The sequence below is a fragment of the Amycolatopsis pittospori genome (assembly GCF_013870525.1).
In the GTDB taxonomy this organism is placed as follows: domain Bacteria; phylum Actinomycetota; class Actinomycetes; order Mycobacteriales; family Pseudonocardiaceae; genus Amycolatopsis; species Amycolatopsis pittospori.
The window spans coordinates 1-22,791 of sequence record NZ_JACBXD010000032.1 but is presented as its reverse complement, the minus strand read 5'-3'; the positions used below and the strand labels follow the sequence as shown (position 1 = coordinate 22,791).

Sequence of the window (22,791 nt, the reverse complement as noted above, 5' to 3'; positions counted from 1 at the left end):
ATGGGACACGGACACTGGGACGACAACGCTTACGCGGCCGCGAAGACCTTTCGCGCCGCGAAGGGCGAGGACGACTTCGGCTACACCGCCGGCCTGCGCTCCAGGCCCGCGAAGGAATGGAAGGTCGCGCCGGCACTCGACCCGGCGGGCGCCGTCCGCGAATGCCGGGATTCGGCCGACCACGCCGATTCGACGCCGATCGCGGTGCTGTTCGACGTCACCGGCTCGATGCGCCGCGTGCCGCGGATCATGCAGGGCAAACTCGGCAAGCTGCACGGACTGCTGAAGCGCCGGGGCTACCTCGCCGACCCGCAGGTCCTGTTCGGCGCGATCGGTGACGCCGACAGCGACCGGGTCCCGTTGCAGGTCGGGCAGTTCGAGTCGGACAACCGGATGGACGAGCAGCTGCGCACGATCTTCCTCGAAGGCGGTGGCGGCGGGCAGAAGAGCGAGTCCTACGAGCTGGCCGCCTACTTCATGGCCCGGCACGTGGTCACCGACGCCTGGCAGAAGCGCGGCCGCAAGGGCTACCTGTTCGTCATCGGCGACGAACTGAACAAGCCGGCTCTGGAGGCCCGCCACATCCGCCGGGTGATCGGCGACGACGTGCGAGAGGACATCGATCCCGCCTCGGTGTACCGGGAGCTGGCCCGCAAGTGGAACGTCTACTTCGTGCTGCCGAACCAGTCTTCGTACTACAACGATCCGGAGATCGGCGAGCACTGGAGCGGGCTGCTCGGGCAGAACTTCCTCAAGCTGGACGATCCCGGCGCGGTCTGCGAACTCATCGCGGCCACGATCGGGCTGGAGGAGCGGGTCGTCGACGTCGACCGCGCGCTCGCCGATCTCGCGGACGTCGGCTCGGCCGCCGAGAGCGCGGCGGTCGGCAAGGCGCTGGCGAAACTCGGTGCCGGTGCCGTCGTGACCTCGGCGGTCCCCGACGCGGGCGGCCCGGACGACGTGGTGCTGCGATGAGTTCCTTGGACGGGAACGTGGTGGTGGTCGGGCTCGGCTTCGGCGACGAAGGCAAGGGCGCGGTCGTCGACGCGCTCTGCGCCGCCCGGCCCACCACCGCCGTCGTCCGCTTCAACGGCGGTGCGCAGGCCGCGCACAACGTCGTCGCGGACGGACGGCACCACACGTTCAGCCAGTTCGGCGCGGGCACGTTCGCCGGCGTACCCACCCATCTGTCGCGGTTCGTACTGGTCGAGCCGTTCGCCCTGGCCGCCGAGAGCCGGCAGCTGGAAGCCGTCGGCGTCCGGGATCCGCTCTCGCTGCTGAGTGTGGACGGCCGGGCTTTGCTCACGACGCCGTTCCACGTCCACGCCAACCGGGCACGGGAGGACGCCCGCGGCGACGGGCGGCACGGTTCGTGCGGGAAGGGCATCGGCGAGACCGTCTGGTACTCGCTGCTGTCCGGGGCGGCGCCGGGCGACGTGGTGGAGAGCCAGGAGGTGATCGGGACGCCGGGGGAAGCGCCCACGGTCGCCGACTGCGCCCGGCCGCCGGTACTGCGGCGCAAGCTGGACGCGCTCGCGCGGTTCTACGCCCCGCTCGCCGTCCCGCCGCACGGCGTGGACGAGCTGGTGGCGCTGTACCACGACTTCGCGGACGCGGTGCGGATCACCGACGGGGACGAAACGGGGCGGCTCGCCGACACCGGGAGGCTGGTCTTCGAGGGAGCGCAGGGGGTTCTCCTCGACCAGCACCACGGTTTCCACCCGCATACGACGTGGTCGACCACCACCCCGCACAACGCGCGAGAGCTGCTGGGCGGACGTCCGCATACGGTCCTGGGTGTCACGCGCACCTATCTGACCCGGCACGGGGCGGGTCCGCTCCCGACCGAATCCGCCGCCGTGCTCGCCCGTTTCCCGGAGGCCCACAACGGCACCGGGGAGTACCAGGGCGCGTGGCGGGCGGGGCATCTCGACGCGGCGCTCCTGGACTACGCGATCGCGGCCTGCGACGGGGTGGACGCGCTCGCGGTGACCCATCTCGACGCGACCGGACTTCGGGTCGTGCCCGGTGACGACTCGCCCGCCGTCGCGCTGCCCGACCCGGTGGCGTGGTTCGGCGCCCGGTTGCCGGTGGCGGTCACGGGGTACGGCCCGGACCGCGCGGCCTACCGGATTTCGGAGCCGGTCGCCGTGGCTTCGGGGGCAAGGTCGAGAATCAGCGCGTGATCGAGTCGACACCGGTGTCCGTTGACGTGCTGGTCGTGAGGTTCGACCCGGACGCCCGGACCGTACTGCTGGGAATCGCGCCGCGGGCCGCCGAGCCGTTCGAGGGGGAACTGGCGCTGCCCGGTGTGCTGCTCGGGCTCGGGGAGCGGCTGCGGGACGCGGGCGAGCGGGCGGTGATCACGAAACTCGGCCTGCCGTCGGACGCACTTTCGGCGACCGGGCAGCTCACCACGTTCGACGAGCCGAACCGTGATCCTCGCGGCCCGACGCTGTCCATCGCCCTCTGGGCGACCACGAAGTCCGTGGTGGCCGAGGCGGGAACCGTGGTGTGGACCCGGCTGGGCGCGGTGCCTTCGCTGGCTTTCGACCACGACCGGATCGTGGCGGACTGCCGTCCGCTGCTGGCCGACCGGCTCTGGCGCGACGTCGCGTTCACCGCCGGCCTGCTGGGACCGACGTTCACGACGGCGCAGGCGCTGGACGCGACCGAAGCGCTCACCGGCGAACGCCCCTATCCGGCCAACCTGGGCCGGACCATGGAACGGGTGCCGGGGTTGCGGCGCACCACCGAGCACGCCGCCGCGCTGCCCAAAGGCGGAAGGCCGCCTTCACTGTGGCGATGGGAATGACGCCGGTGTACCGGCCCGCCCCCAGGACGGGCCGGTACACCGGCCGGTCTCAGATCCCGCAGGACGAAGCCGACCACAACCGGCCGGAGCGGTGCGCCACGTGGGTGTGATCGTCGTGGCCGGGGTAACCCGGGCCGAGGATCTCACTGAAACCGTGGTTGCGGGCCTGCCGTGCGAGTCCGCAGAAACCCTGCGCGCCCGCCCCGAGGTCGACGGCGTCCCCGTAGAGGTGACGGCTGCCCGTCGCGCCGCCGACCGCGTTGTTGCAGGCGACACTGCGGAAGCCGCCGTTGACCACGATCGGCCGGTCACCCATGGCGTGCCGCATCGCCTGCAGCTTCCACATCGACACCAGGGCGTTGGCCTTCGCCGTCGCCGCGGAGACGTTGCCGCCGGACCAGTCCGAGTTGCACCGGTTCAGCTCGCCGTAGGTGAAGTTGACCGGTGAACAGTCGTCGTCCTGCAACGCGTAGAGCTTGGAGAACGTGGCAGGCCCGGCGACGCCGTCCGCGCCGAGCCCGTACGCCTGCTGGAACCGGGTGACCGCGGCCTTGGTGCCCGCGCCGAACTGGCCGTCGATGGCCAGCACACCGCCGTACCCGGGATATCCGGCGACCCGGATCTGGAGCTGGCGGACGTCCTCACCGGACGCCCCCTGCGACAACGAACGCCCCCACGAGTAGCAGGCGTCGGCGGCCGCCACGTCGCCCGCCGTCACCGGCCCCGGATCCGCGGCCGCCGGCGTGGCCACCACGGTGCCGAGTCCGGCCACGAGGGCCAGCATGGGCAGCACGAAACGAATTCTCATGACAGAAACACCTTTCGAGCAGGGAAGGTGAGTCCGCGGTGTGACGATGCACCCCACGGCATGTCAACGATTAACCGCTGAGCACGCTAACGTGGTTTCGGGCACCATGGTGTCGGTCGTTCGCACCACAAACACCGGGGTCCGACGACTCCCGGATGCCATGAACGACCCGTTACTGGCAAATTTTGCCAGTAACGGGTCGTTCATGGCACTTGAGGGAGACGCCGGGCGTCAGGACTTCAGCTGCGGGAAGTCCTCTTCGCGGAACTCCCCGGCCGGCCGCGCGGCGGCGTCGCTCTCCCGGCCCCGGAGTTCGACCCGCCGGATCTTGCCGGAGATCGTCTTCGGCAGGTCGGCGAATTCGAGACGCCGGATCCGCTTGTACGGCGCCAGATGCTCACGGCAGAAGGCCAAGATGGACTCCGCGGTCGCCGCGGTCGGCTCGTGTCCGTTGGTGAGCACGACGTACGCCTTCGGCACCGCGAGCCGGATCGGGTCGGGTGCCGGGACCACGGCCGCCTCGGCGACGGCTTCGTGTTCCAGCAGGACGCTTTCCAGTTCGAACGGCGAGATCCGGTAGTCCGACGCCTTGAAGACGTCGTCGGTACGGCCCACGTAGGTGATGTAGCCGCGTTCGTCGATCGAGCCGACGTCCCCGGTGTGGTAGAACCCGTTCGCGAACGCGGCCGCGGAACGCTCGTCGTCGTCCGCGTAGCCGGTCATCAGGCCGACAGGGCGGTGATCGAGGTCGAGGCAGATCTCGCCCTCCTGCGCCCGTTCGCCGGTGACGGGGTCGACGAGCGCCACGGTGAAGCCGGGCAGCGGGCGTCCCATCGAGCCCGGGACGACGTCCTGGCCGGGGGTGTTGGCGATCTGGACACTGCTCTCGGTCTGCCCGAAACCGTCGCGGATCGTGACGCCCCAAGCCTTTTCGACCTGGTCGATCACTTCGGGATTCAGTGGCTCGCCCGCGCCGACGACCTTGGCCGGCGGGGTCTTCAGCACGGTCAGGTCGGCCTGGATGAGCATCCGCCACACCGTCGGCGGCGCGCAGAAACTGGTGATGCCGCAGCGTTCCATCTGCGCCATCAGCGAAACCGCGTCGAAGCGCGCGTAGTTGTACAGGAACACCGTCGCTTCGGCGTTCCACGGCGCGAAGACGTTGCTCCACGCGTGTTTCGCCCAGCCCGGCGAGGAGATGTTCAGGTGGACGTCACCCGGTTCGAGGCCGATCCAGTACATTGTGGACAGATGGCCGACCGGGTACGAGACCTGGGTGTGCTGCACCAGTTTCGGCTTCGCGGTCGTGCCGGAGGTGAAGTACAGCAACAGCGGGTCGTCCGCGGCCGTCGGCGCGTCCGGGGTGAAAGCGTCCGGCTGCTCGTAGGCGTCCACGAAGGACTGCCAGCCCTCGACGGGCTCGCCGGTGACGATCCGGGTGTACTCCCCGGCGACGTTCTCGAACTTGTGCGCGTCGGCGGACCGGATCACGACGTGTTTCGCCGCGCCCCGCTCGACCCGGTCGGTGAGGTCCGCCGGGCCGAGCAGGGTCGAGGCCGGGATGATGACCGCGCCCAGCTTGATCGCGGCGAGGATCGTCTGCCACAGCTCACCCTGGTTGCCCAGCATGAGGATCAGCCGATCGCCTCGGCGGACGCCGAGCGAGCGCAACCAGTTCGCGACCTGGTTCGACCGGCGCGCCATCTCCGGGTAGGTCCAGCGGTTCTCGGCGCCGTCCTCTTCGACGATCCACAGCGCGTACCGGTCCTGATTGGCCGGATCGGCGGCGACGACGTCGAACCAGTCCAGCGCCCAGTTGAACTCGGCGGGCCGGGGCCAGGTGAAGTCGCGATACGCGGTTTCGTAGTCCTCGCGATGGGTCTGCAGGTAGTCCCGCGCCTCGCGGAACGTGCGGTGTGCCTCCGAAGCGCTCACGATCGTCCTCCTGGTCCGCTGGGTGGCCGCCGGTTCTTTCTACTCCCCCTTGAACTCGGGCGCGCGCCGCTCGAGGAACGCCTGCACGGCCTCGCCGAGATCCTTGCTGGGCAGGAACGCCGCGTTCCAGGCCGAGACGTACCGCAGGCCGTCGGCGACCTGGCGTTCGGTGTTGGCCGAGAGGACGTTCTTGGTGCCCTGCACGACCAGCGGCGGGTTGACCGCGATCTCCAGCGCCATCTTGCGCGCCTCGGCCAGCAGCGCCTCCTGGTCCGGGTACACGTCGTTGACCAGGCCGATCTTCTCCGCGCGGGCCGCGTCGATGTCCTTGCCGGTCAACGCCAGTTCGCGCAGGTGCCCTTCGCCGACGATCGGCGCGAGCCGCTGCAGGCTGCCGAGGTCGGCCACGATCGCGACCTTGACCTCGCGCACGCTGAACTTGGCGTCCGCGCTCGCCAGGCGGACGTCGGCCGCCGCGATCACGTCGACACCGCCGCCGATGCACCAGCCGGAAATGGCCGCGATGACCGGTTTGCGGCATTCGGCGATCGAGGAGACGCTCGCCTGGAGGGTCTTGACCTCGTCGAGGAACTTCGTCCGCGGGCCCGCGAGCGCGTCGCCGCCGAGCATTTCGCCCCAGCTCGGCATCATCGCGGGCAGGTCGAGCCCATAGGAGAAGTGCTTGCCGCTTCCGGTCAGCACGACCGCCCTGACCTGCGGGTCCGCGTCCAGCGCGCGGAAGACGATCGGCAGTTCGCGCCAGAAATCGGGGCCCATCGCGTTGCCCTTGGACGGGCCGAGCAGTGTCACTTCGGCGACGTGCCCGTCGATCTCCACCTTGAGCGACACGAGATCGGGAAGACTGTCAGCTGTAGCGGTCATAGGGTCATCTTGACTCATGTGATTGACAGGCTGCCAATGGCCACTCGATGGCCCGCCCGATGGCCACTGTGCCTGGGTGGCCGCGAGATGCTTTCCTGGTACCAGCGAGTACTACCGGCGAGTACCGACGATCGACGTAAGGACGGTGGGATATGAGCCCGGCCAGCAGCGCCACCGCGGTCGCCGACCTGCCCGCACCGATCCCCGCACCGGAACGTTCCTCCCGCCCGATCGAACTGTCGGGGTCGTTCACCCATGAGGGTCACCGGCTCGCCTACACCGAGTTCGGCTCCGGCGATCGAGTGGTCGTGCTGACCCACGGGATCATGCTCACCAGGCGGATGCACGCCCCGCTCGCGCGCAAACTGGCGCGTGCGGGTTTCCGGACCATCACCCTCGACCTGCTCGGCCACGGCGATTCGGACCGCCCGACCGACTCATGGCTGTACTCGATGCCCGCGTTCGCGGAGCAGACCGTCGCCCTCCTGGACCACCTGGACATCGACGCCGCCGTGATCGGCGGGACGTCGCTGGGCGCCAACGTCGCACTCGAAGTCGGCGTCGCCGCGCCGGAACGCGCGCTCGGGCTGGTCGTGGAGATGCCGGTACTGGACAACGCGATCGTCTCCGGGCTGATCACCTTCGCGCCGCTGCTCATGGCCGCCCGGTTCCTGCCGGTGACCGTGCAGGGGGTGGCGCTGGTGGCGAAACTCGTCCCGCACGGCAACCAGTGGGTCGACGTCGTCACCGACACGCTCTCGCAGCAGCCCGCGCCGATGGCCGCGCTCCTGCACGGCGTGCTGTTCGGCCGGATCGCGCCGCCCAAGTCGGTCCGGCGGAAGATCACCACTCCCGCGCTGGTCATCGGCCACGAAGGCGATCCGATCCACCCCTTCGGCGACGCCGATTCCCTGGCCGAGGACATGCCAGCCGCCGAGTTCGTCCAGGCACGCAGCCCGGTCGAACTGCGCTTCGACCCGAGCCGCCTGACCGAAGCCATCACCGACTTCTCCGCGCGATGTCATGACCGTTGAGCCGGCGGCGACCCGGAACTCCGGTGCCGAAGAGGTCCGGACCGACCGGCTCGTCCTGCGCCGTCCCGACCAGGACGACCTCGACGCGATCTTCGCCCTCCACAACGATCCGGAGGCCTGCGAGCACAACCCCTCCGACATGCTGGAGACGCGCGAGGACGCCGAACTACTGCTCGAGCTCTGGTCACATCAGTGGAACCGGTACGGGTTCGGGTACTGGGTGGTCCGGCGGCACGACGTGCCGGATCCGCTGGGGGTCTGCGGCGTCAAGCTCGTCGGCTTCGGACGGCACCCGGTCCTGAACCTCTTCTACCGGTTCTTCCCGTCTTCCTGGGGTTCCGGGTACGCCAGCGAAGCCGCCGCCACAGCGGTGGACTGGGCACGCGTCCACCGGCCGGACGATCTCGTGATCGCCCGCGTCCGGCCGGGGAACCTCGCGTCGCAGCGGGTGGCCGTCCGGGCCGGTCTGGCCCGCACGGAGCACCTCGACACGCCGGGCGACGACGGGATCGACTGGATCTACGTCTCGGATCGGAGCTACGAGGGCTGAGCCAGCCCCGCCACCGGCCCGAAGACGATCACCGCGGGCGGCCGCACCCCGGCTGCCGCGGCGTCGTCGACCACACTGTCCAAAGTGGAGCGCAGCACCCGCTGCGTGCGCATCGTGCCGTCCTCGACGATCGCGACCGGCGTGTCCCCCGGCCGCCCTTCCAGGAGCGCCTTGGTGAACAGCGGGAGGCGTTCGACGCCCATCATCAGCACGATCGTGCCGCGCATCTTCGCCAGCAGATCCCAGTCCACCAGCGACTTCTCGTCGCCCGGCGCGACGTGACCGGACACCACGACGACCTCGTGCGCGACGCCCCGGTGCGTCACCGGGATGTCCGCGACGGCGGGCACGGAGAACGCGCTCGTGATGCCGGGGACCATCGTCACCGGGATACCCGCTTCGGCACAGGCGAGGACCTCTTCGAAACCGCGGCCGAACAGGTACGGGTCGCCGCCCTTGAGCCGGACGACGAATTTGCCCGCCTTGGCCCGCTCGATCAGCGTGGAGTTGATCACTTCCTGGCTGGCCGCGCGGCCGTACGGGATCTTCGCGGCGTCGACGATCTCGACATGGGGCGAGAGTTCGTCGAGCAGTTCGCGTGGGGCCAGCCGGTCGGCGACGACGACGTCGGCCCGGGCGAGCAGCCTGCGGCCGCGGACGGTGATCAGTTCCGGGTCACCGGGGCCGCCGCCCACCAGCGCGACACCGGGAAGCTCGTCGTGGACGTCCGGCACTCGGCCGTCGGCGACGACACCGGCGCGAAGGCCGTCGAGGATGCTGTCGCGCACGGTGGCCGACCGCAGCGGCTCGCCGCCGGAGAGGACGCCGACCAGCAGTCCGCCGTGCCGTCCGGAGGCCGGGGTGACCGCGCTGCCGAGGTCGCCGTCGTCGGCTCGGACGCAGAACACCCGCTCGCGTTCGGCCTCGGCGCAGACCGCCGCGTTGACCTCGGGGTCGTTCGTGCACGCCAGCGCGTACCAGGCATCGACGAGATCGCCCTCGGTGTAGGGGCGCTCGTGCCAGACGAACTCGCCGGCGTCCGCCATGGCGCTGACCGACGGCGTGGTGTGCGGCGAGACGAGTTCGACCCGCGCGCCGGCGCCGATCAACCGGGGCAGGCGGCGCTGGGCGACCGTCCCGCCACCGATCATCACGACACGACGGCCGGCCAGGTCGAGGCCGGAGAGGTAATGCGGGTCATCCATGCGGGGCAGTGTAAGGAGACAGCGCCCCGAACCGCGATCCGAGTGAGAACTACCTCAGCTCTCCAGCAGGGTCAGCAGTTCGGTGTTGCCGAACATCCTGGCCGCGTCGATCGCCGATGGCTCCCCCGCCCTCGGGTCCGCACCGCCCTTGAGGAGCGCCTTCACGACCTCGGGCACGTTCTTGAACACCGCGCCGGCCAGCGGGCTCTGCCCCTTGTCGTTCTCGCGGTTCGGGTCGGCGCCGCGTTCGAGCAGCGCGGCCACGGTCTCCGCGTGACCGTGGTAGGCGGCGAGCATGACCAGGGTGTCGCCCCGGTCGTTGGTCAGGTTGGCCGAAACGCCCGCGTCGAGGTACGCGGCGAGATCGGTCGTCGCGCCGGCCCGGGCGAACCCGAACACCTTCGCCCACAGCTCCAGCAGTTCGGGATCGAATTCCTCGGTCTGTCCGGGGTTCTCCGTCATACGGCCGATTCTTCCACGCCGAGCCGCGGTCCGGGCGGCGTATCGCACCGCCCGGACCGGCGGCGTCAGCGGCCCGCGTGGGGGTAGGGCAGCAACGCCATCTCCCGCGCGTTCTTGATCGCGGTCGCGACCTGTTTCTGCTGCCGAGGGGTCAGCCCGGTGACCCGGCGGGCGCGGATCTTGCCCCGGTCGGAGATGAACTTCCGCAGCAGGTCGGCGTCCTTCCAGTCGACCTCGGTGATCTTGTTGGCGTGCAACAGATTCGTCTTGCGCTTGAGCGGGCGGTCCCGATTCGGCTTCGGCATCGCGCTCACCAGCTCGACTTCGTGACGCCGGGCAGTTCGCCGTTGTGCGCCATCTGCCGCATCCGGACCCGGGAGAGCCCGAATTTCCGCAGGTAGCCGCGGGGGCGGCCGTCGGCGGTGTCGCGGTTGCGGATCCGGGTCGCGCTGGCGTCGCGCGGCATCGCCTGCAGGGCCGACACAGCGGCCGCCTTCGCCTCGGACGACGCGGACGGCGAGGCGATGGTGGCCTTCAGCTCACGGCGGCGCTCGACGTACCGCGCGGAGATCACCTTGCGCTGCTCGTTCTTGGCGATCTTGGACTTCTTGGCCATCAGCGCTCCTCCTTGAACTCGACGTGCTTGCGCGCGACCGGGTCGTACTTGCGCAGCACCATGCGGTCCGGGTTGTTCCGCCGGTTCTTCTTCGTGACGTAGGTGTAGCCGGTCCCGGCGGTCGAGCGGAGCTTGATGATCGGCCGGATGTCGGTGCTCTTGGCCATCAGAGCTGCACCCCTTTCGCGCGGAGTCCGGCCACCACGGCCTCGATCCCCCGCTTGTCGATGGTCTTCATGCCCTTCACCGAGACCCGCAGCCGGACCCAGCGCCCTTCGCTCGGCACGAAGTACCGCTTGGCCTGCAGGTTCGGCTCCCAGCGCCGGGACGTGCGCCGATGCGAGTGCGACACCTGCTTCCCGTAGCCCGGTTTGCGGCCGGTGACCTGGCACACGGCTGACATGCACCCTCCCAAGTTGATATCGGTTGTCGTTTTCATTTACTGTACACAGTCGAACCAACCCGCAATCGACGCCCCGGAGCTTCAGTGACCGAAAACCCGCGCGTGCCCCTCGTCCTGATCAGTGGCCTCGCACCGGGACCCAACGCCGACCTCGCCGAGCGGCTGCGCCTGGCCGGGCCCGGTACCGCCGTCGTGCACCACGACCTGAGGCAGATTCACTCCGGAGTGGTCAGGCGGCGGATCCGGCTCGGCGACCGCGCCCGGCTGACGGTCCTCGAACTGGCGCACGGCTGCGTCTCGTGCACTCTTCGCGAAGACCTCTTACCGTTGCTGCGCAAGCTTTCGCGGATGCCTCAGGTGCGCCGCATCGTCGTCCGGCTCGACGAGGCCATGGAGCCCGAGCCGGTCAGCTGGGCGCTGCGCAACGTCCTGGTCGGCGACCGGCCGGTGATCGAAGACGTCGACCTCAAGGCGGTTCTGGCCGTCGTCGAGTGCGCAGAGTGGCTGACGGACGCCACCGGCGACGAAACCCTGGCCGAGCGAAACCTGCAGGCCAGCCCGGAAGACGAGCGGACGGTCGCCCAGGTCGCGCTGTCGCAGGTGGAGTTCGCCGACCTGCTCGTGCTCGCGGGCGCGGCGACCGACGCCTGGTCCGCGGCGAAGGCGTCGGCCGTACTCGACCGGGTCGCGCCGTCGATCCCGCGCATCGAACTGTCGGCCGTCGACGGGAAGACCGTGCTGGACGCGGTCCCCGCCGGGGCCCGCCGCGGCGAGGTCACCGACATGCACGGACCGCTGCTGCAGGGCGAACCACCGCTGCACACCGACTGCGGGATCGGGCTGCTCACCTTCACCTCGCAGCGCCCGTTCCACCCGGAACGCCTTCACGACGCGATAGACGTCCTGCTCGACGGCGTCGTCCGCAGCCGAGGACGGCTCTGGGTGGCGAGCCAGCCGGACATGGCGCTCTGGATCGAGTCCGCGGGCGGCGGTCTCGGCGTCGGGCACGCCGGCGCGTGGCTGGCCGCGCCCGACGGGCCGGACTGGGCCGATGTCTCCCCCGAACGCCGCACGCTCGCCTCGCTGCGCTGGGATCCGCTGTTCGGCGACCGGGCACAGGAACTGGTCGTGGTCACGGATCAGGCCACGCCGGACGAGGTCGAGGCCGCCCTGCGCGGGGCACTGCTGACCGACGAGGAGCTCGCCGCCGACGAACAGGAATGGCTCCGGTACCCGGATCCGTTCGGCGAGTGGCACGAAGAACCGTGTGAGGACACGGAAATCGACCCCGAGAAGCACGACGCGAACGTGTCGAACCGAAAGGACGAAACGCAGTGAAACCGGGTATCCACCCCGACTACCACCCCGTGGTGTTCAAAGACCTCTCCACCGGCGACGCGTTCCTGACGCGGTCCACCGCGACGTCCGAACAGAGCATCGAGTGGACCGACGGCAACACCTATCCGCTGGTGAACGTCGAGATCAGCTCGTGGTCGCATCCGTTCTGGACCGGCAACCAGCGGATCATGGACACCGCGGGCCAGGTCGAGAAGTTCCACCGCCGCTACGGGCGCCGCGGGGGTGCGAAGTAATGGCCGTCCCGAAGCGCAAGATGTCGCGCAGCAACACCCGCTCCCGGCGCTCGCAGTGGAAGGCGGCCGTACCGGATCTGGTGCCGATCAAGGTGAACGGCGAGACGAAACTCGTGCCGCGCAAGCTCATGAAACATTTCCATGAAGGTGGAGAGTGACGACGCCGGTCACGGTGCTGTCCGGATTCCTCGGTGCGGGCAAGACGACCGTGCTCAACCACGTCCTCGCCAACCGCGAAGGGCTGCGGGTGGCGGTGATCGTGAACGACATGAGCGAGGTCAACATCGACGCCGCCCTGGTGCGGGACGGGAACAGCCTGTCCCGCACCGAGGAACGGCTCGTCGAGATGACCAACGGATGCATCTGCTGCACCCTGCGCGACGACCTACTGGACGAGGTCTCGCGACTCTGCGCGGACGGGCGGTTCGACTACCTGCTCATCGAATCGAGCGGGATCTCGGAGCCGATGCCCGTCGCCGCGACGTTCTCCTTCGCCCGCGAGGACGGCGTCACCCTGCTGGACGCCGCGCGCCTCGACACGATGGTCACCGTGGTCGACGCGGTGAACTTCGAACGGGAACTGGCGTCCGGCGACGCGCTGACCGAACGCGGGCTCGACCAGTACGACGGCGATGAACGGACCGTCAGCGACCTGCTGATGGACCAGATCGAGTTCGCCGACGTCCTCCTGCTCAACAAGGCGGATCTCGTCCTGCCCGCATCGCTCGAACGGCTGACGGCGGTACTACGGCGACTCAATCCCGCCGCCGAAGTACTCGTCTCGACCCATGGCCGGGTCCCGCTAGACCGGCTGCTCGGCACCGGGCGCTACGACGTCGAACGAGCGCAGGAGGCACCCGGCTGGGTGGCCGAACTCAACGGCGATCACGTGCCGGAGACCGAGGAGTACGGGATCTCCAGCGTGGTCTTCCGCTCGCGGCGGGCCTTCGACCCGGAACGGTTGTGGGACTTCGTCGGACGGCTCGATTCCGGCGAGTTCGGCACGGTTCTGCGCTCGAAGGGATTCTTCTCGCTGGCGTCCCGGCCCGGGGTGACCGGATTGTGGTCGCAGGCCGGGACGGTCGCGCGGTTCGAGCCTCAGGGCGTCGAGGAGGCGCCACGGCAGGAACTCGTGTTCATCGGGGTGGGTCTGCAGAAGGACGCACTGACGGACTCGCTCGACGGATGCTTGTCCACTGTGGACCTGTTCGGCGGCTCGGATCCGTTCCCGGAGTGGGAGGCGGTACACGTTCACTGAAGGTGTCAGTGGTCGTCGTAGTGGTCCCCGTGCGCGGCGTGGCGGTGACCGTCGTGCAGGTAGTCGACGTGGTCGCCATGCGGTACGGCGACGTGGCCGCAACCCTCGCCGTGGGTGTGGTCGTGACCCTGGTGAGGAATGTGGCCACCGGCCTCGCACTCGTCGAAATGCCCGTCGTGAGCGCGGTGCAGGTGACCGTCGTGCACGTAGTCGACGTGGTCGCCATGCGGTACGGCGACATGGCCGCAACCCTCGCCGTGGGTGTGCGTGTGGCCGGCGTGTTCGGTGTGCGCGGCGGTCATCACCGGGTCCTTCCTGATCGATCTTGCCTGATCAGGCGGACCGTAGCACCGGACTACGCGGTCAGCAGCGCTCTCACCCGACCGAGTACCCGCACCCGTACTGGGGAAGGCCGGGTTCCTCCGGCTGGTCCGCGCGGCCTCCCGGGCAGGCCGTGTTGCGATGGGCCGAGGTGCTCGTGAGTGGCGGGGACGGTTCTATTGAGGGGCAGGGCAAAGGTGTCGTGTCGGGTGCCGAGTCCGTGAAGGACTCCTTGAGGGACTCTGGGTCCCTCAAGGAGGCCTTCACGGACCGGTGATCAGCGGGGTGAAGGGGACTTCCGCTTGTACAGTGAGGGGAAAGTCCCCTTCGACGCGGGTCTGCGGTCCTCGTGGGCGGCGGAGTCCCGGGTGTTGCGAAAGCCACTTTCGCAACCTTCAACGTTGCGAAAGTGGCTTTCGCAACACCCGAGGTCGGCGCGCGGGCGACCGACAGAACACGCCACCGTTGCCTTTCTGCTCAATAACCGTCCCCGCCACTCACGAGCCGGCGCAGCAGCCACCGGCGGGTTCGGCGCCCTCGTAGGCGTCGTGCCAGTTCCACCACTCGTACGGCGGGGTCTGCGGGTAGCCCTCCGGCGAGTCCTCCCACTCCTCCTGCCGCCCGAGAGCAGTCAGGTCGAGGTAGCTCCACGTGCCCCCGAGCGCCTCGTCCCCGCGGTTGTTGATGAAGTAGGTGCGGAAGACCTGGTCACCCTCGCGGATGAACACGTTGGTGCCGTGCCATTCGCCGACCCCGAAATCGACGTCGAAGTCGCCGGTGATCGTGTACCACGGCATCGTCCAGCCCATCCGCGCCTTCATCCGCGTGAGGTCCGGCTGCGATCCTCGCGAAGCGAACGCCAGTGTGGTGTCGCGCGCGTTCAGATGCGCGACATGCGCGACCTGGTCGGCCACCAGCGAGCAGCCTTTGCAGGCGTGGTCGGGAAAGCCTTCCACGTCCGGGTCGAAGAAAGCGCGGTAGACGATCAGCTGACGGCGTCCCTCGAACAGGTCGAGCAGACTCGCCTTCCCCGACGGGCCTTCGAACTCGTACGGCTTCTCGACCGCGACCCACGGCATCCGCCGTCGTTCCGCGGCGAGCGCGTCCCGGGCGCGGGTCAGTTCCTTTTCCTTCACCAGCAAGCGAAGCCGCGCTTCTTCCCACTCCTCGGGGGTGACGGTCTTCATCGCGCCAACTCCGCGGGCAGCACGCTCTGGCGGTTCGGCCGCCCTTCGCCGGTGGTGATCAGCGCGCGCAGGCTGGTGCCGACGTAGAACGTCCACGCCTTGTGGCAGACGTCGTAGCACTCGTATTCCCGAACCAGCCCGTGGTGCGTGAACCGGACCTCGGTCTCGCCGTCCTTCCCGGCGATCTCGCACGTGATCGTGGTGCCGACCCATTCGGTCTCGTCCCGTGTGAACTCGAAGTGGTTCTCGAGCACCAGCCACGAGACCTTGCGGCCGGGTACGGATTCCGTGACGCGCATCCGGCAGCGGTGGACCTTCTCGTAGTGGTAGGCGAACTCGTCGCCGACGTCGACGGTGCCGCCGTCGATCTCCTCGGACCACCAGCCGCGGACGTCGTTGAAGGCGTCGAAGACCTGCAGTGGCGTCTGGTCGACGGTAAAACTGGTCGTGAAGCTCATGCTGTTCCCTCCAGATGGTCTTTCAGGGCTGCGAGCGGACCGTCCCAGTCGCGGGCCAACGCCGCCAGGAATTGCTGGGCGACCTGCATCGGGGCCGAGCGGAGCCGATAGCGGACCCGGCGCCGCTCCCCCTGCTCCGGGGTCACCAGGCCGGCGTCGGTGAGCAACGCCAGATGTTTGGCGATGGCCTGCCGTGTGATGGGCAGGCGGTCGGCGAGGTCGGTCGCCGTGGCCGGGCCGCCCGAGGCGAGCGTGGCGAGGATGCTCCGCCTGCTCGGGTCGGCCAGTGCGACGAAGACCTGTTCGGCGATCGCTTCGGTGTCAGGCGGCATCGAGGTATTCGATCAGTTCACCCAGTTCGGCCGCCCACCCCTTCGTGTTCCCGTCGAACGCGACGCTGTGGAGCTCGTCCGGGAGCTGGGAGAAGCCGGTTTCGACGACGGTGAGCCGGGTACCCGCGTCCACCGGTTCAAGGGTGAACTCGACGTAGGTGCGGCGAGGGTCGTCGTCGGGCAGTCCGTAGATGTTCCAGGTGAAGCCGAAGATCTCCGGCTCCTCGACGCGCTCGACGCGCATGTTCGCCCGGTGTCCCTCGTCCCACTTCATCTCGGCGTCGCCGCCGGGCCGCAGGTCGATGCTCGCCTGGTTGCCGAACCAGGTGCCGAGGCCTTCGGCCGTGGTCAGCGCGGCCCAGACCTTCGCGGGCGGATGGGCGATCTCGACGGTGCGTTCGATCCGGTCGGGGAATCCCACGACAGCCTCCTCAAGTAGCAATCAATCGGTTGCTATAACTTTGTATAGCAACCGACGGATTGCGTCAAGGCTTGACTCAGGAGGGTGTGTACAGCGCCCCGAGGAACTCCAGCAGCAGCCGCTCCCGCAACGGGCCCGGTGCCGTGGCCAGCAAGGCGTTGATCTCCGCCATCCGGCCGGGCAGTCCCGCTTCGCCGCCGAGTCCCGCGGCCGCGAGCAGACCGGCGAACTGCTCCGACGTCAGTGTCGCGGGATCCAGCGCGGCCACGAACTCGGCGACCTGCGGATCGACGACGACGGGGCCGGACTCGCGGGCAGCATCTACCGAAGCGGCGAGACCGTCGAGGAACTCCTTTTCACTCCCCCGGTTCGCGGCCGTCACGGTCAGGTGCAGGTTCGCGGGCGACGTCTCGTGGGCGAACTGCGCCTGGACGTACCAGCCGCGCTCCCGCATCTCGTCCGCGACGGTGAACAGGTCGAAACCCGCGTCGGCGTCCACGGTGAACGCGAGCAGGGTCGATACCGGATCACCGAGGACACGTAGGCCGTCGAGTGCCTCGATTCCGGCGCGGATCTCGACGGCGGCCTCGCGCGCGGCCGAAGCGAGCTTCGCGTAGCCCTCCTCGCCGACATGACGCACGACGGCCCACGCCGCGGCGAGCGGACCACCGGATCGAGTGCTCTGCAGCGTGGTGTTCAGCATCGTGTACCCGGGCCAGTCCGCGCTGGCGAAATACTGCGGCCTGCGCAGTTCGGCGTTGGCGTGCAATAGAACCGACACGCCCTTGGGGCAGTACGCGTACTTGTGCAGGTCCACCGAAACACTGGTGACTCCGGGGACGTCGAACCCGAACGGGCCGAGGTCCAGGTAGGGCAGCACCCAGCCGCCGATACACGCGTCCACGTGGAAGCGGACGCCGTCGAGCAGCGCCGCGATCTCGGGGATCGGGTCGAGGACGCCGTGCGCGTACGACGGCGCGCTCGCGACGACGAGCACCGTCGTGTCGTCCACGGCGGCGGCCATCGCCTCCGGCACGGCGCGGTAGGTCACCGGGTCGACCGGGACCGGGATCGCGCGCACACCGAAGAAATGCGCGGCCTTGTGGAACGCGGCGTGTGCCGTCGTCGGCAGCACGATGCTCGGCGAAGGCACGTCCGGGCGGGCGTCGCGGGCGGCCAGCACGGCGAGCATGCACGACTCCGTGCCGCCCGAGGTCACCGAACCGACCGTCTCCCCCGTGCCGCCCAGCAACCGCGCGGCGGCACCGACGAGGTCGTTCTCCATCCGCAACAGGCTGGGGAACGCGGTGGGGTCGAGACCGTTGGCCGACGACGCCAGCGCGTGTGCCGCCGCACCCAGTTCGTCCACTTCGGACAGACCACTGTCGTAGACGTAGGCCAAGGTCCGGCCGCCGTGCGTCGGCAGGTCTCCCGCGCGCAGCTCCCGCAACTCCCGCAGGACGTCCTCGGCGGTCACGACCGGCGCTCCAGCACGGACTTCCGCAGCAGCGGGATGCCGAGCGCGATCAACACGGCCGGCAGGATCGACGCGCCGAGCAGGATGGCGGTGAGCGCGCTCGACGGCTGTTCGGCGCCGACACCGAGGCTGGACTGATAGCCGCCGAACTGCAGAACCAGACCCCAGATCCCAGGTCCGAGCGCGAGCCCCAGCGTCTCCGACGCCGTCCAGACACCGGCCGCGACACCGGCCCTGGTCTCGCCGGTCCTCTCTTCCTCGTCGCTGATCAGATCCGGCAGGATCGCCAGCGGGAACACCGAGATGCCCGCGTACCCGACACCGCAGAACGCGACGAACACCATCGTGACGGCGAACGGGAAGACCTGAGCGCCGAGCAGCCCCAGCAGGCCGATGCCGAACGCGGCGGTGGCGATCCGGAATCCGGCCAGCTTCCCCACACTCGCGCCGAGCCGCGGCCACAGCGGCATGGTCAGCAGCGCCGGGCCGACGAAGCCGACGAACAGGACCGTCGAGTAGCCGGAGCTGCCGAGGATCCGCTCCGCGAAGAACGGGATCGCGGCCAGCACGGTGCCGATGCCGAGCGCCTGGATGAAATAGACGCTCAGCAGCCAGCGGAACGGCCGCCACTGCGCGAGCGTCCGGAACAATTCACGCGGGCTCACCGTATTCGGCCGCAGCGCGCCGACCGGCGCGTCTTTCAGCCCGAAGTACACGCCGAGCGTCGCCAGCAGGATGATCACGGCGATGAACACGCCCATCACCCGGTAGCCCGCGATCCCGCCGACGAGTTCGGTGATCGCCGGGGCCCCGCCGCCGCAGATCAGGATGGCGACCGCGAGGAATCCGATCCGGATGCTGGTCAGCTTCGTCCGCTCGTCGGCGGAGTCCGTCAGCTCGGCGGGCAGCGCGTTGAACGGCACCTGGAAGAACGCGTACGCGGTGGCGCACAACAGGAACACGACGACGACGTAGATCGCGTCGGGCACCGGACCGCCGAAGCCCGGATGCGCGAAGAGGGCCGCGAAGAGGATCGAGACGCCAATGCCGCCATAGAGCAGGAACCTGCGGCGGCTGCCGGTGCGGACCATGTCCGCGTCCGACAGCCTGCCCGCGATCGGGTTGAAGAGCACGTCCCATGCCTTGGGAACGAACACGATCAAACCGGCCACGCCGGCCGCGACGCCCATCGTGTCGGTGAGGTACTTCAGGAGGAGCAGTCCGGGAACCGTGCCGAACGGGCCGGTGACGAACGAGCCGAGCGAGTAGCGATACCTCGTCCGTGCTGGCAGGGCTGCCATGATCCTCCTCGAGGCGGTTCTCCCGATGAAGGCCTCAGTATTGGATCTTGGCCACCACCGGGTAGTGGTCGGAGGGAATCGTGCCACCGTCGTAATGCACGAGCCGTACCGGGCCGACAGCGGCGAGTGGGCGGCCGCCCGTGCGCAGCGCGCCGACGTAGTCGAGCGAGTCGCGGTAGGTCGTCGGAACGGACTTCGCGGCGTTCGGGTTCGTCGCCGCGTCGAAGGTGTAGTCACCTTCGCCGGTCGTGCGCAGTACGCCGTCGAGGACGGCTTCGCCCTGCTGGACCTGGGTCCGGCCGAGGCCGTCCTTGCGCGCCTGTCCCGCCCAGTACTCGATGTTCAGGTCCCCGGCGACGACGACCGGCTCGGCCGCGGGTGCGTATTTCGTGACCAGGTCCCGGATCTCGCCGAGCTGCGCCATCCGGATGTCGTGTGCCTTCGGCAGCGTCTCCGGTCCCTCGTCGGCCTGCATATGGGTGCCCGCGATCCACAGCGGCCTGCCGTTCACGACCAGCCGGGCAAGCGCCGCGCCCTTGTTGGACAGGTAGTCCGCCGTGCCCGAGTAGGAATTGCGGAAGACCAGCTGGTGCTGCTCGGTCACCGGCGCCTTGCTGAGCACGGTCACCCCGCCGTTGACCACGAACGGCGAACCCGAGCAGTTCCCGTTCACCGACGTCCAGCCCGCGGAGGTCTTGCAGTACTGGCCGACGAGCGGGGTCTGGTGCGGCCAGACGTCCTTCAGCCGGTTCCGCATTCCCTCGGCCTGGGCGCTGAACGCCTCGTCGAGGACGACGACGTCCGCGTCGTTCGCGCGGATGACCGACTCCGCTGCCCGTGCCCTCGCCTCCTTGTCCGAGGTGTTCGGGCTCGCGATCCACGGCAGCTGCCAGATGTTGAAGGCCATCACCTTCACGGAGGTGGCGGCGTTCGCGGGCACGCTCATACCCGAAAGCAGAGCGACGGTGGCGAAGACGAGTACGGCGAGCTTCCGCACAGAAGAGCCTTTCCGGTCAAGAAACGACGAAGGTCCGCGAAGTCCCGCTGAAGGCGGAGATCGCCCCGTTCCAGCCGTTCTTCCAGTTGCCGAAGTGGACCACGCGGTATTTGCCGATCGGGGCGTTCGGGGGGATCTTCCAGTGGACGACGGCTTTCGATTCGGCGACGAAGGTCCGCGCCCAGTGGTACTTCGTATCCCAGTCGCCGTCGTCGGCGTGGCGGACCCATTTGCCGTCGACCAGCCGCTGGATCTCCAGGAACGTGTCGCCACGCCGGAGGTCGTTCTTCGGATGTCCGGTGACGAACTCGACGGCGACCTGCTCGCCGCGGCCGTAGGTGCTCTTCGCGTCGACCAGGACGTCGCCGAAGGATTTGAACGCGGGCGCGCTGTCGAAGACGACGCCGGGCTGGAAATTGATCAGTTTGCCGCGCAGGTCTCGCGGTGTCGGCCCGTGCGGCACGGTCTTCCCGGCCTTCATCGCCGCCGCGAGCTTCGCGAATTCCTGCTGGTACGCCGGAAGCGTGTAGCGGCCATACAGCGTCGACGCGCCCTCGTACTGCTGCGAGTCGTACTCCTCGGGCGTGGTGACGTACTGGCTGTAGGCGTTGGCGTAGCCCTGGACGAGTACGTTCTCCAGCGGGACACCGAGTTCCGCGGCGACGGTCCGGCGAAGCCGCAGGCCCGAGACGATGGTCAGCTCGGCGGGCACGGCCACGAGGTGCACCTGTCCGATCCGGACGATCTGCAGCGGCAGGACCTCCGGCGTCCACGGATACGGCTTCATCGCGCCGAACGGGACGGCGACCACCTTCGGCGCCTGCGCGTCGGCGAGCGCCTGCGGGATCGGCGCGTCGATGCCGCCGAGCCAGTCGATGAACGGGTTCTTCACGCCTTCCGGCAGCGGCAGGCCAGGGCCGTCTTCGCGACTGCCGGCGAGCATCGACACCCCGATCGCGGCCGTGCAGGTGTGCTGCGGCCGTCCGTTCGGCGTGTACTTCGCATCGACGGCGACATCGGACATGTCGACGTAGCACATCCGGTGGTCGACGCCGCCGGTCACGGCTTCGGCCGCCGCGTCGAACGCGCTCTTCGCCGCACGGAACTGCAGATCGCCGATCGTGCGGGTGTTCTCGAACTCCGTCTCCGGCGTCCCCGGCGAGAGGTTCAGGTTCGGGCTCATGTCGCCGGTGTTGGTCTGCGGGAACGCGGCGACGAACCGCGGATTCCCGTCCAGGTACCGGACACCGGCGTGGTCGTGCTCCCACTCGTAGGCGGCGTAACCCTTGTTGTCGCCGCTGATCAGGTGGTTGCCGTTGCTCATCGACGTACCGTGCGTGGCGAACCAGCTGATAGCGCCGACGTCGGCGCCGTTCTGGCTGAACCGCAGCACCGTGACGGCCGGATCGATCGCCTGCGGGAAGTGGTCCTTGTCGGCCTTCGGGTTGAGGTCGAATGCCTTGCGCGAGCGGTTGACGCTCGCCTTGGTCAGCTCGGCGCGGCCCAGCCGGATCGACCCGGGCGCGAGGTTCTCGTGCGCCCGGGCGATCGCCTCGAAGATCCCGCCGACGACGGCGTCGTAGACCTCCTGCTGGAAGCCGAGGATCGCCAGATCATAAGCGGCGTAATGGGAATCGCCGCCGCACGCGGAGTGGGTATGCGTCGCGTTGAGGAGCACGTTCTGCTCGGTGTAGAGGTCGCCGTACGCGGCGGTGAGCTTGCGCATCACGCCCTGATGGACCGACTGGAACAGCGCGCCGAGGTCGGCGGTGACGAACGCGATCCGCTTGGCACCGTCGTCGACCACGAAGGCCCGCGCCCGGGTGCGGAGGTGGATGCCGGCGGTCTGCTGCTGCGGCATCGAGTAGCCCATCATGCCGTTCTCGGCGGCCGGGCCGGTGACGTCGGAGATGCCGACACCGACCCGGAAACCCTGCTGCCGGGGCGTTTGTGCCACCTGCGCACCCTCGGCACTCGTCGCGCCGAGCACGCTCGCCGCGACCGGCAAGGCCGCCGCACCCGCAAGAACCCGCCTCCGGCTCACCGCCATGAGTAGCACCTCCCGGCCACGAACATGAACCGACTTCATGTTCGTGGCCGGGACGCTACGTGATGGGGCTCACCGTCGCAACCCACAAAAGACGTGGGGACTGCGACGAGACCGCACGTGTCATGAGTGGCAAGGACGGGTTACCGAGTGATCCACAAAAGGCGTTTTCGGGATGCCGATGCCTGTTTCGAGCGATTTGCACTGACTCAGAAGGGGTCGCGAGTGACAAAGAGGGTTAGAACGACACTTGCCACGGAGCTTAAGTCGATCTCGGGATGCGTCCTTCGGCGGCTACCGGCCTGATCGATCGGGCTCGATGAGTCGCCGGCATCGAACCCGGGGTACGGCTGGGCGAACGTGACATGTCGGATCGCGCGTCCATGAAGGCCTCCTTCACTACCTTCAAGGTAGGCAAGGAGGCCTTCACCACCCCAGCCGAGCACCGTCACCAGTGACGATCGAGATTCACCCAAGATCAACTTAAGCTACGTGACATTGGGTTAGAACCATCATTGCCACTCACGACCCTGGTCGAGAACCGTACATTGAGGTATCGATCAGACCTTTGACCACTGGAACGTCCTTTGTGGTCGGGCTCCCTTGGCAGTCCAGAACCGCGCAGCCAAGAGCTCCTGCAATGAAGCCGCGCCGAGAGGTGTTGCGAAGGGCACTTTCGCAACCTTGGAC

The 22,791-nt window shown here is 68.8% G+C and carries 27 protein-coding genes; 9 read left to right on the top strand and 18 right to left on the bottom strand.

The genetic code is table 11. The features are described from left to right. Genes H5J31_RS19425 through H5J31_RS19415 form a run of 3 tightly spaced genes read left to right on the top strand, consistent with a single transcriptional unit; the run spans nucleotide 1 to nucleotide 2,815 of the window. On the top strand, nucleotides 1-975 hold the full coding sequence (locus H5J31_RS19425; protein ID WP_181774022.1) for a hypothetical protein: 975 nt from the start codon (nucleotides 1-3) through the stop codon (nucleotides 973-975). After that, nucleotides 972-2,186: an adenylosuccinate synthetase gene (locus H5J31_RS19420; RefSeq protein WP_181774021.1), complete on the top strand. Its 1,215-nt coding sequence runs from the start codon at nucleotides 972-974 to the stop codon at nucleotides 2,184-2,186. Before H5J31_RS19425 ends, H5J31_RS19420 begins: the two co-directional genes overlap by 4 nt. Then, nucleotides 2,183-2,815 carry an NUDIX hydrolase gene (locus tag H5J31_RS19415; RefSeq protein ID WP_181774020.1) on the top strand — a complete coding sequence of 211 codons (633 nt, stop codon included), beginning with the start codon at nucleotides 2,183-2,185 and terminating at the stop codon, nucleotides 2,813-2,815. The genes H5J31_RS19420 and H5J31_RS19415 overlap by 4 nt, the downstream gene beginning before the upstream one ends. Nucleotides 2,816-2,864: 49 nt before the next feature. On the opposite strand, the gene H5J31_RS19410 is transcribed toward H5J31_RS19415, so the two are convergent. The 3 genes from H5J31_RS19410 to H5J31_RS19400 form a co-directional block, all read right to left on the bottom strand. After that, a complete protein-coding gene (locus tag H5J31_RS19410; RefSeq protein ID WP_181774019.1) occupies nucleotides 2,865-3,623 on the bottom strand; it encodes a D-Ala-D-Ala carboxypeptidase family metallohydrolase in 759 nt (252 codons plus the stop codon). Nucleotides 3,624-3,854: 231 nt separating this feature from the next. After that, nucleotides 3,855-5,558 carry an AMP-binding protein gene (locus H5J31_RS19405; protein ID WP_181774018.1) on the bottom strand — a complete coding sequence of 568 codons (1,704 nt, stop codon included), beginning with the start codon at nucleotides 5,556-5,558 and terminating at the stop codon, nucleotides 3,855-3,857. A gap of 39 nt (nucleotides 5,559-5,597) precedes the next feature. Next, on the bottom strand, nucleotides 5,598-6,440 hold the full coding sequence (locus H5J31_RS19400) for a crotonase/enoyl-CoA hydratase family protein (RefSeq protein WP_181774017.1): 843 nt from the start codon (nucleotides 6,438-6,440) through the stop codon (nucleotides 5,598-5,600). Nucleotides 6,441-6,592: 152 nt separating this feature from the next. Here H5J31_RS19400 and H5J31_RS19395 point away from each other — a divergent pair, with 152 nt between their 5' ends. Together H5J31_RS19395 and H5J31_RS19390 are read left to right on the top strand one after the other, a co-directional pair. Beyond that, nucleotides 6,593-7,474 carry an alpha/beta fold hydrolase gene (locus H5J31_RS19395; protein ID WP_181774016.1) on the top strand — a complete coding sequence of 294 codons (882 nt, stop codon included), beginning with the start codon at nucleotides 6,593-6,595 and terminating at the stop codon, nucleotides 7,472-7,474. After that, nucleotides 7,464-8,024: a GNAT family N-acetyltransferase gene (locus tag H5J31_RS19390; protein WP_181774015.1), complete on the top strand. Its 561-nt coding sequence runs from the start codon at nucleotides 7,464-7,466 to the stop codon at nucleotides 8,022-8,024. The genes H5J31_RS19395 and H5J31_RS19390 overlap by 11 nt, the downstream gene beginning before the upstream one ends. Here H5J31_RS19390 and cobA read toward each other — a convergent pair. From cobA to rpmB, 6 genes are all read right to left on the bottom strand, one after another. Beyond that, complete coding sequence (cobA, locus tag H5J31_RS19385; protein ID WP_181774014.1) at nucleotides 8,012-9,229, bottom strand: uroporphyrinogen-III C-methyltransferase; 1,218 nt, start codon at nucleotides 9,227-9,229, stop codon at nucleotides 8,012-8,014. The genes H5J31_RS19390 and cobA overlap by 13 nt on opposite strands. 54 nt (nucleotides 9,230-9,283) lie before the next feature. Continuing rightward, complete coding sequence (locus tag H5J31_RS19380; protein ID WP_181774013.1) at nucleotides 9,284-9,691, bottom strand: ankyrin repeat domain-containing protein; 408 nt, start codon at nucleotides 9,689-9,691, stop codon at nucleotides 9,284-9,286. A gap of 65 nt (nucleotides 9,692-9,756) precedes the next feature. Next, a complete protein-coding gene (rpsR, locus tag H5J31_RS19375) occupies nucleotides 9,757-10,005 on the bottom strand; it encodes a 30S ribosomal protein S18 (RefSeq protein WP_181774012.1) in 249 nt (82 codons plus the stop codon). Then, nucleotides 10,002-10,307: a 30S ribosomal protein S14 gene (rpsN, locus tag H5J31_RS19370; protein WP_181774011.1), complete on the bottom strand. Its 306-nt coding sequence runs from the start codon at nucleotides 10,305-10,307 to the stop codon at nucleotides 10,002-10,004. The genes rpsR and rpsN overlap by 4 nt, the downstream gene beginning before the upstream one ends. Continuing rightward, on the bottom strand, nucleotides 10,307-10,474 hold the full coding sequence (gene rpmG, locus H5J31_RS19365; protein ID WP_116205050.1) for a 50S ribosomal protein L33: 168 nt from the start codon (nucleotides 10,472-10,474) through the stop codon (nucleotides 10,307-10,309). The genes rpsN and rpmG overlap by 1 nt, the downstream gene beginning before the upstream one ends. Further along, a complete protein-coding gene (gene rpmB / locus H5J31_RS19360) occupies nucleotides 10,474-10,710 on the bottom strand; it encodes a 50S ribosomal protein L28 (protein ID WP_181774010.1) in 237 nt (78 codons plus the stop codon). The genes rpmG and rpmB overlap by 1 nt, the downstream gene beginning before the upstream one ends. 84 nt (nucleotides 10,711-10,794) lie before the next feature. Here rpmB and mrf point away from each other — a divergent pair, with 84 nt between their 5' ends. From mrf to H5J31_RS19340, 4 genes are read left to right on the top strand one after another with little or no spacing between them, the layout of a single operon-like run. Continuing rightward, nucleotides 10,795-12,048 (top strand): ribosome hibernation factor-recruiting GTPase MRF, encoded by a 1,254-nt coding sequence (gene mrf / locus H5J31_RS19355; RefSeq protein WP_181774009.1) that lies wholly within the window; start codon nucleotides 10,795-10,797, stop codon nucleotides 12,046-12,048. Continuing rightward, the gene (locus H5J31_RS19350; RefSeq protein ID WP_181774008.1) at nucleotides 12,045-12,302 is read left to right on the top strand and encodes a type B 50S ribosomal protein L31; all 258 of its coding nucleotides are present in this window, start codon (nucleotides 12,045-12,047) and stop codon (nucleotides 12,300-12,302) included. Before mrf ends, H5J31_RS19350 begins: the two co-directional genes overlap by 4 nt. After that, complete coding sequence (gene rpmF / locus H5J31_RS19345) at nucleotides 12,302-12,460, top strand: 50S ribosomal protein L32 (RefSeq protein ID WP_181774007.1); 159 nt, start codon at nucleotides 12,302-12,304, stop codon at nucleotides 12,458-12,460. The genes H5J31_RS19350 and rpmF overlap by 1 nt, the downstream gene beginning before the upstream one ends. Beyond that, complete coding sequence (locus H5J31_RS19340; protein ID WP_181774006.1) at nucleotides 12,457-13,560, top strand: GTP-binding protein; 1,104 nt, start codon at nucleotides 12,457-12,459, stop codon at nucleotides 13,558-13,560. Before rpmF ends, H5J31_RS19340 begins: the two co-directional genes overlap by 4 nt. 5 nt (nucleotides 13,561-13,565) lie before the next feature. On the opposite strand, the gene H5J31_RS19335 is transcribed toward H5J31_RS19340, so the two are convergent. From H5J31_RS19335 to H5J31_RS19295, 9 genes are all read right to left on the bottom strand, one after another. Then, nucleotides 13,566-13,862 (bottom strand): hypothetical protein, encoded by a 297-nt coding sequence (locus H5J31_RS19335; RefSeq protein ID WP_181774005.1) that lies wholly within the window; start codon nucleotides 13,860-13,862, stop codon nucleotides 13,566-13,568. Between the two features lie 516 nt (nucleotides 13,863-14,378). Continuing rightward, a complete protein-coding gene (locus H5J31_RS19330; protein WP_181774004.1) occupies nucleotides 14,379-15,068 on the bottom strand; it encodes a DUF899 domain-containing protein in 690 nt (229 codons plus the stop codon). Continuing rightward, nucleotides 15,065-15,526 carry an SRPBCC family protein gene (locus H5J31_RS19325; protein ID WP_181774003.1) on the bottom strand — a complete coding sequence of 154 codons (462 nt, stop codon included), beginning with the start codon at nucleotides 15,524-15,526 and terminating at the stop codon, nucleotides 15,065-15,067. The genes H5J31_RS19330 and H5J31_RS19325 overlap by 4 nt, the downstream gene beginning before the upstream one ends. Then, nucleotides 15,523-15,858: an ArsR/SmtB family transcription factor gene (locus tag H5J31_RS19320; RefSeq protein ID WP_181774002.1), complete on the bottom strand. Its 336-nt coding sequence runs from the start codon at nucleotides 15,856-15,858 to the stop codon at nucleotides 15,523-15,525. Before H5J31_RS19320 ends, H5J31_RS19325 begins: the two co-directional genes overlap by 4 nt. Further along, nucleotides 15,848-16,279 carry an SRPBCC domain-containing protein gene (locus tag H5J31_RS19315; protein WP_181774001.1) on the bottom strand — a complete coding sequence of 144 codons (432 nt, stop codon included), beginning with the start codon at nucleotides 16,277-16,279 and terminating at the stop codon, nucleotides 15,848-15,850. Before H5J31_RS19315 ends, H5J31_RS19320 begins: the two co-directional genes overlap by 11 nt. Before the next feature lie 76 nt (nucleotides 16,280-16,355). Next, entirely contained in the window at nucleotides 16,356-17,756 is a 1,401-nt protein-coding gene (locus H5J31_RS19310; protein ID WP_181774000.1) for a pyridoxal phosphate-dependent decarboxylase family protein, read from the bottom strand. Then, nucleotides 17,753-19,057, bottom strand: a complete 1,305-nt coding sequence (locus tag H5J31_RS19305; RefSeq protein WP_181773999.1) for an MFS transporter — start codon at nucleotides 19,055-19,057, stop codon at nucleotides 17,753-17,755. Before H5J31_RS19305 ends, H5J31_RS19310 begins: the two co-directional genes overlap by 4 nt. Before the next feature lie 34 nt (nucleotides 19,058-19,091). After that, nucleotides 19,092-20,054, bottom strand: coding sequence for a sphingomyelin phosphodiesterase (locus H5J31_RS19300; protein ID WP_181773998.1), 963 nt, complete (start codon nucleotides 20,052-20,054; stop codon nucleotides 19,092-19,094). Nucleotides 20,055-20,070: 16 nt separating this feature from the next. Then, nucleotides 20,071-22,104 (bottom strand): neutral/alkaline ceramidase, encoded by a 2,034-nt coding sequence (locus H5J31_RS19295; protein ID WP_181773997.1) that lies wholly within the window; start codon nucleotides 22,102-22,104, stop codon nucleotides 20,071-20,073. Nucleotides 22,105-22,791 lie beyond the last annotated feature (687 nt).

What these genes read in the sequence shown, in the direction of transcription:
- H5J31_RS19425 (WP_181774022.1), top strand. Translation starts at nt 1, where the DNA reads ATGGGACACGGACACTGGGACGACAACGCTTACGCGGCCGCGAAGACC.
- H5J31_RS19420 (WP_181774021.1), top strand. Translation starts at nt 972, where the DNA reads ATGAGTTCCTTGGACGGGAACGTGGTGGTGGTCGGGCTCGGCTTCGGC.
- H5J31_RS19410 (WP_181774019.1), bottom strand. Translation starts at nt 3,623, where the DNA reads ATGAGAATTCGTTTCGTGCTGCCCATGCTGGCCCTCGTGGCCGGACTC.
- H5J31_RS19400 (WP_181774017.1), bottom strand. Translation starts at nt 6,440, where the DNA reads ATGACCGCTACAGCTGACAGTCTTCCCGATCTCGTGTCGCTCAAGGTG.
- H5J31_RS19395 (WP_181774016.1), top strand. Translation starts at nt 6,593, where the DNA reads ATGAGCCCGGCCAGCAGCGCCACCGCGGTCGCCGACCTGCCCGCACCG.
- H5J31_RS19390 (WP_181774015.1), top strand. Translation starts at nt 7,464, where the DNA reads ATGACCGTTGAGCCGGCGGCGACCCGGAACTCCGGTGCCGAAGAGGTC.
- cobA (WP_181774014.1), bottom strand. Translation starts at nt 9,229, where the DNA reads ATGGATGACCCGCATTACCTCTCCGGCCTCGACCTGGCCGGCCGTCGT.
- H5J31_RS19380 (WP_181774013.1), bottom strand. Translation starts at nt 9,691, where the DNA reads ATGACGGAGAACCCCGGACAGACCGAGGAATTCGATCCCGAACTGCTG.
- rpsN (WP_181774011.1), bottom strand. Translation starts at nt 10,307, where the DNA reads ATGGCCAAGAAGTCCAAGATCGCCAAGAACGAGCAGCGCAAGGTGATC.
- rpmG (WP_116205050.1), bottom strand. Translation starts at nt 10,474, where the DNA reads ATGGCCAAGAGCACCGACATCCGGCCGATCATCAAGCTCCGCTCGACC.
- rpmB (WP_181774010.1), bottom strand. Translation starts at nt 10,710, where the DNA reads ATGTCAGCCGTGTGCCAGGTCACCGGCCGCAAACCGGGCTACGGGAAG.
- rpmF (WP_181774007.1), top strand. Translation starts at nt 12,302, where the DNA reads ATGGCCGTCCCGAAGCGCAAGATGTCGCGCAGCAACACCCGCTCCCGG.
- H5J31_RS19335 (WP_181774005.1), bottom strand. Translation starts at nt 13,862, where the DNA reads ATGACCGCCGCGCACACCGAACACGCCGGCCACACGCACACCCACGGC.
- H5J31_RS19330 (WP_181774004.1), bottom strand. Translation starts at nt 15,068, where the DNA reads ATGAAGACCGTCACCCCCGAGGAGTGGGAAGAAGCGCGGCTTCGCTTG.
- H5J31_RS19325 (WP_181774003.1), bottom strand. Translation starts at nt 15,526, where the DNA reads ATGAGCTTCACGACCAGTTTTACCGTCGACCAGACGCCACTGCAGGTC.
- H5J31_RS19320 (WP_181774002.1), bottom strand. Translation starts at nt 15,858, where the DNA reads ATGCCGCCTGACACCGAAGCGATCGCCGAACAGGTCTTCGTCGCACTG.
- H5J31_RS19305 (WP_181773999.1), bottom strand. Translation starts at nt 19,057, where the DNA reads ATGGCAGCCCTGCCAGCACGGACGAGGTATCGCTACTCGCTCGGCTCG.
- H5J31_RS19295 (WP_181773997.1), bottom strand. Translation starts at nt 22,104, where the DNA reads ATGGCGGTGAGCCGGAGGCGGGTTCTTGCGGGTGCGGCGGCCTTGCCG.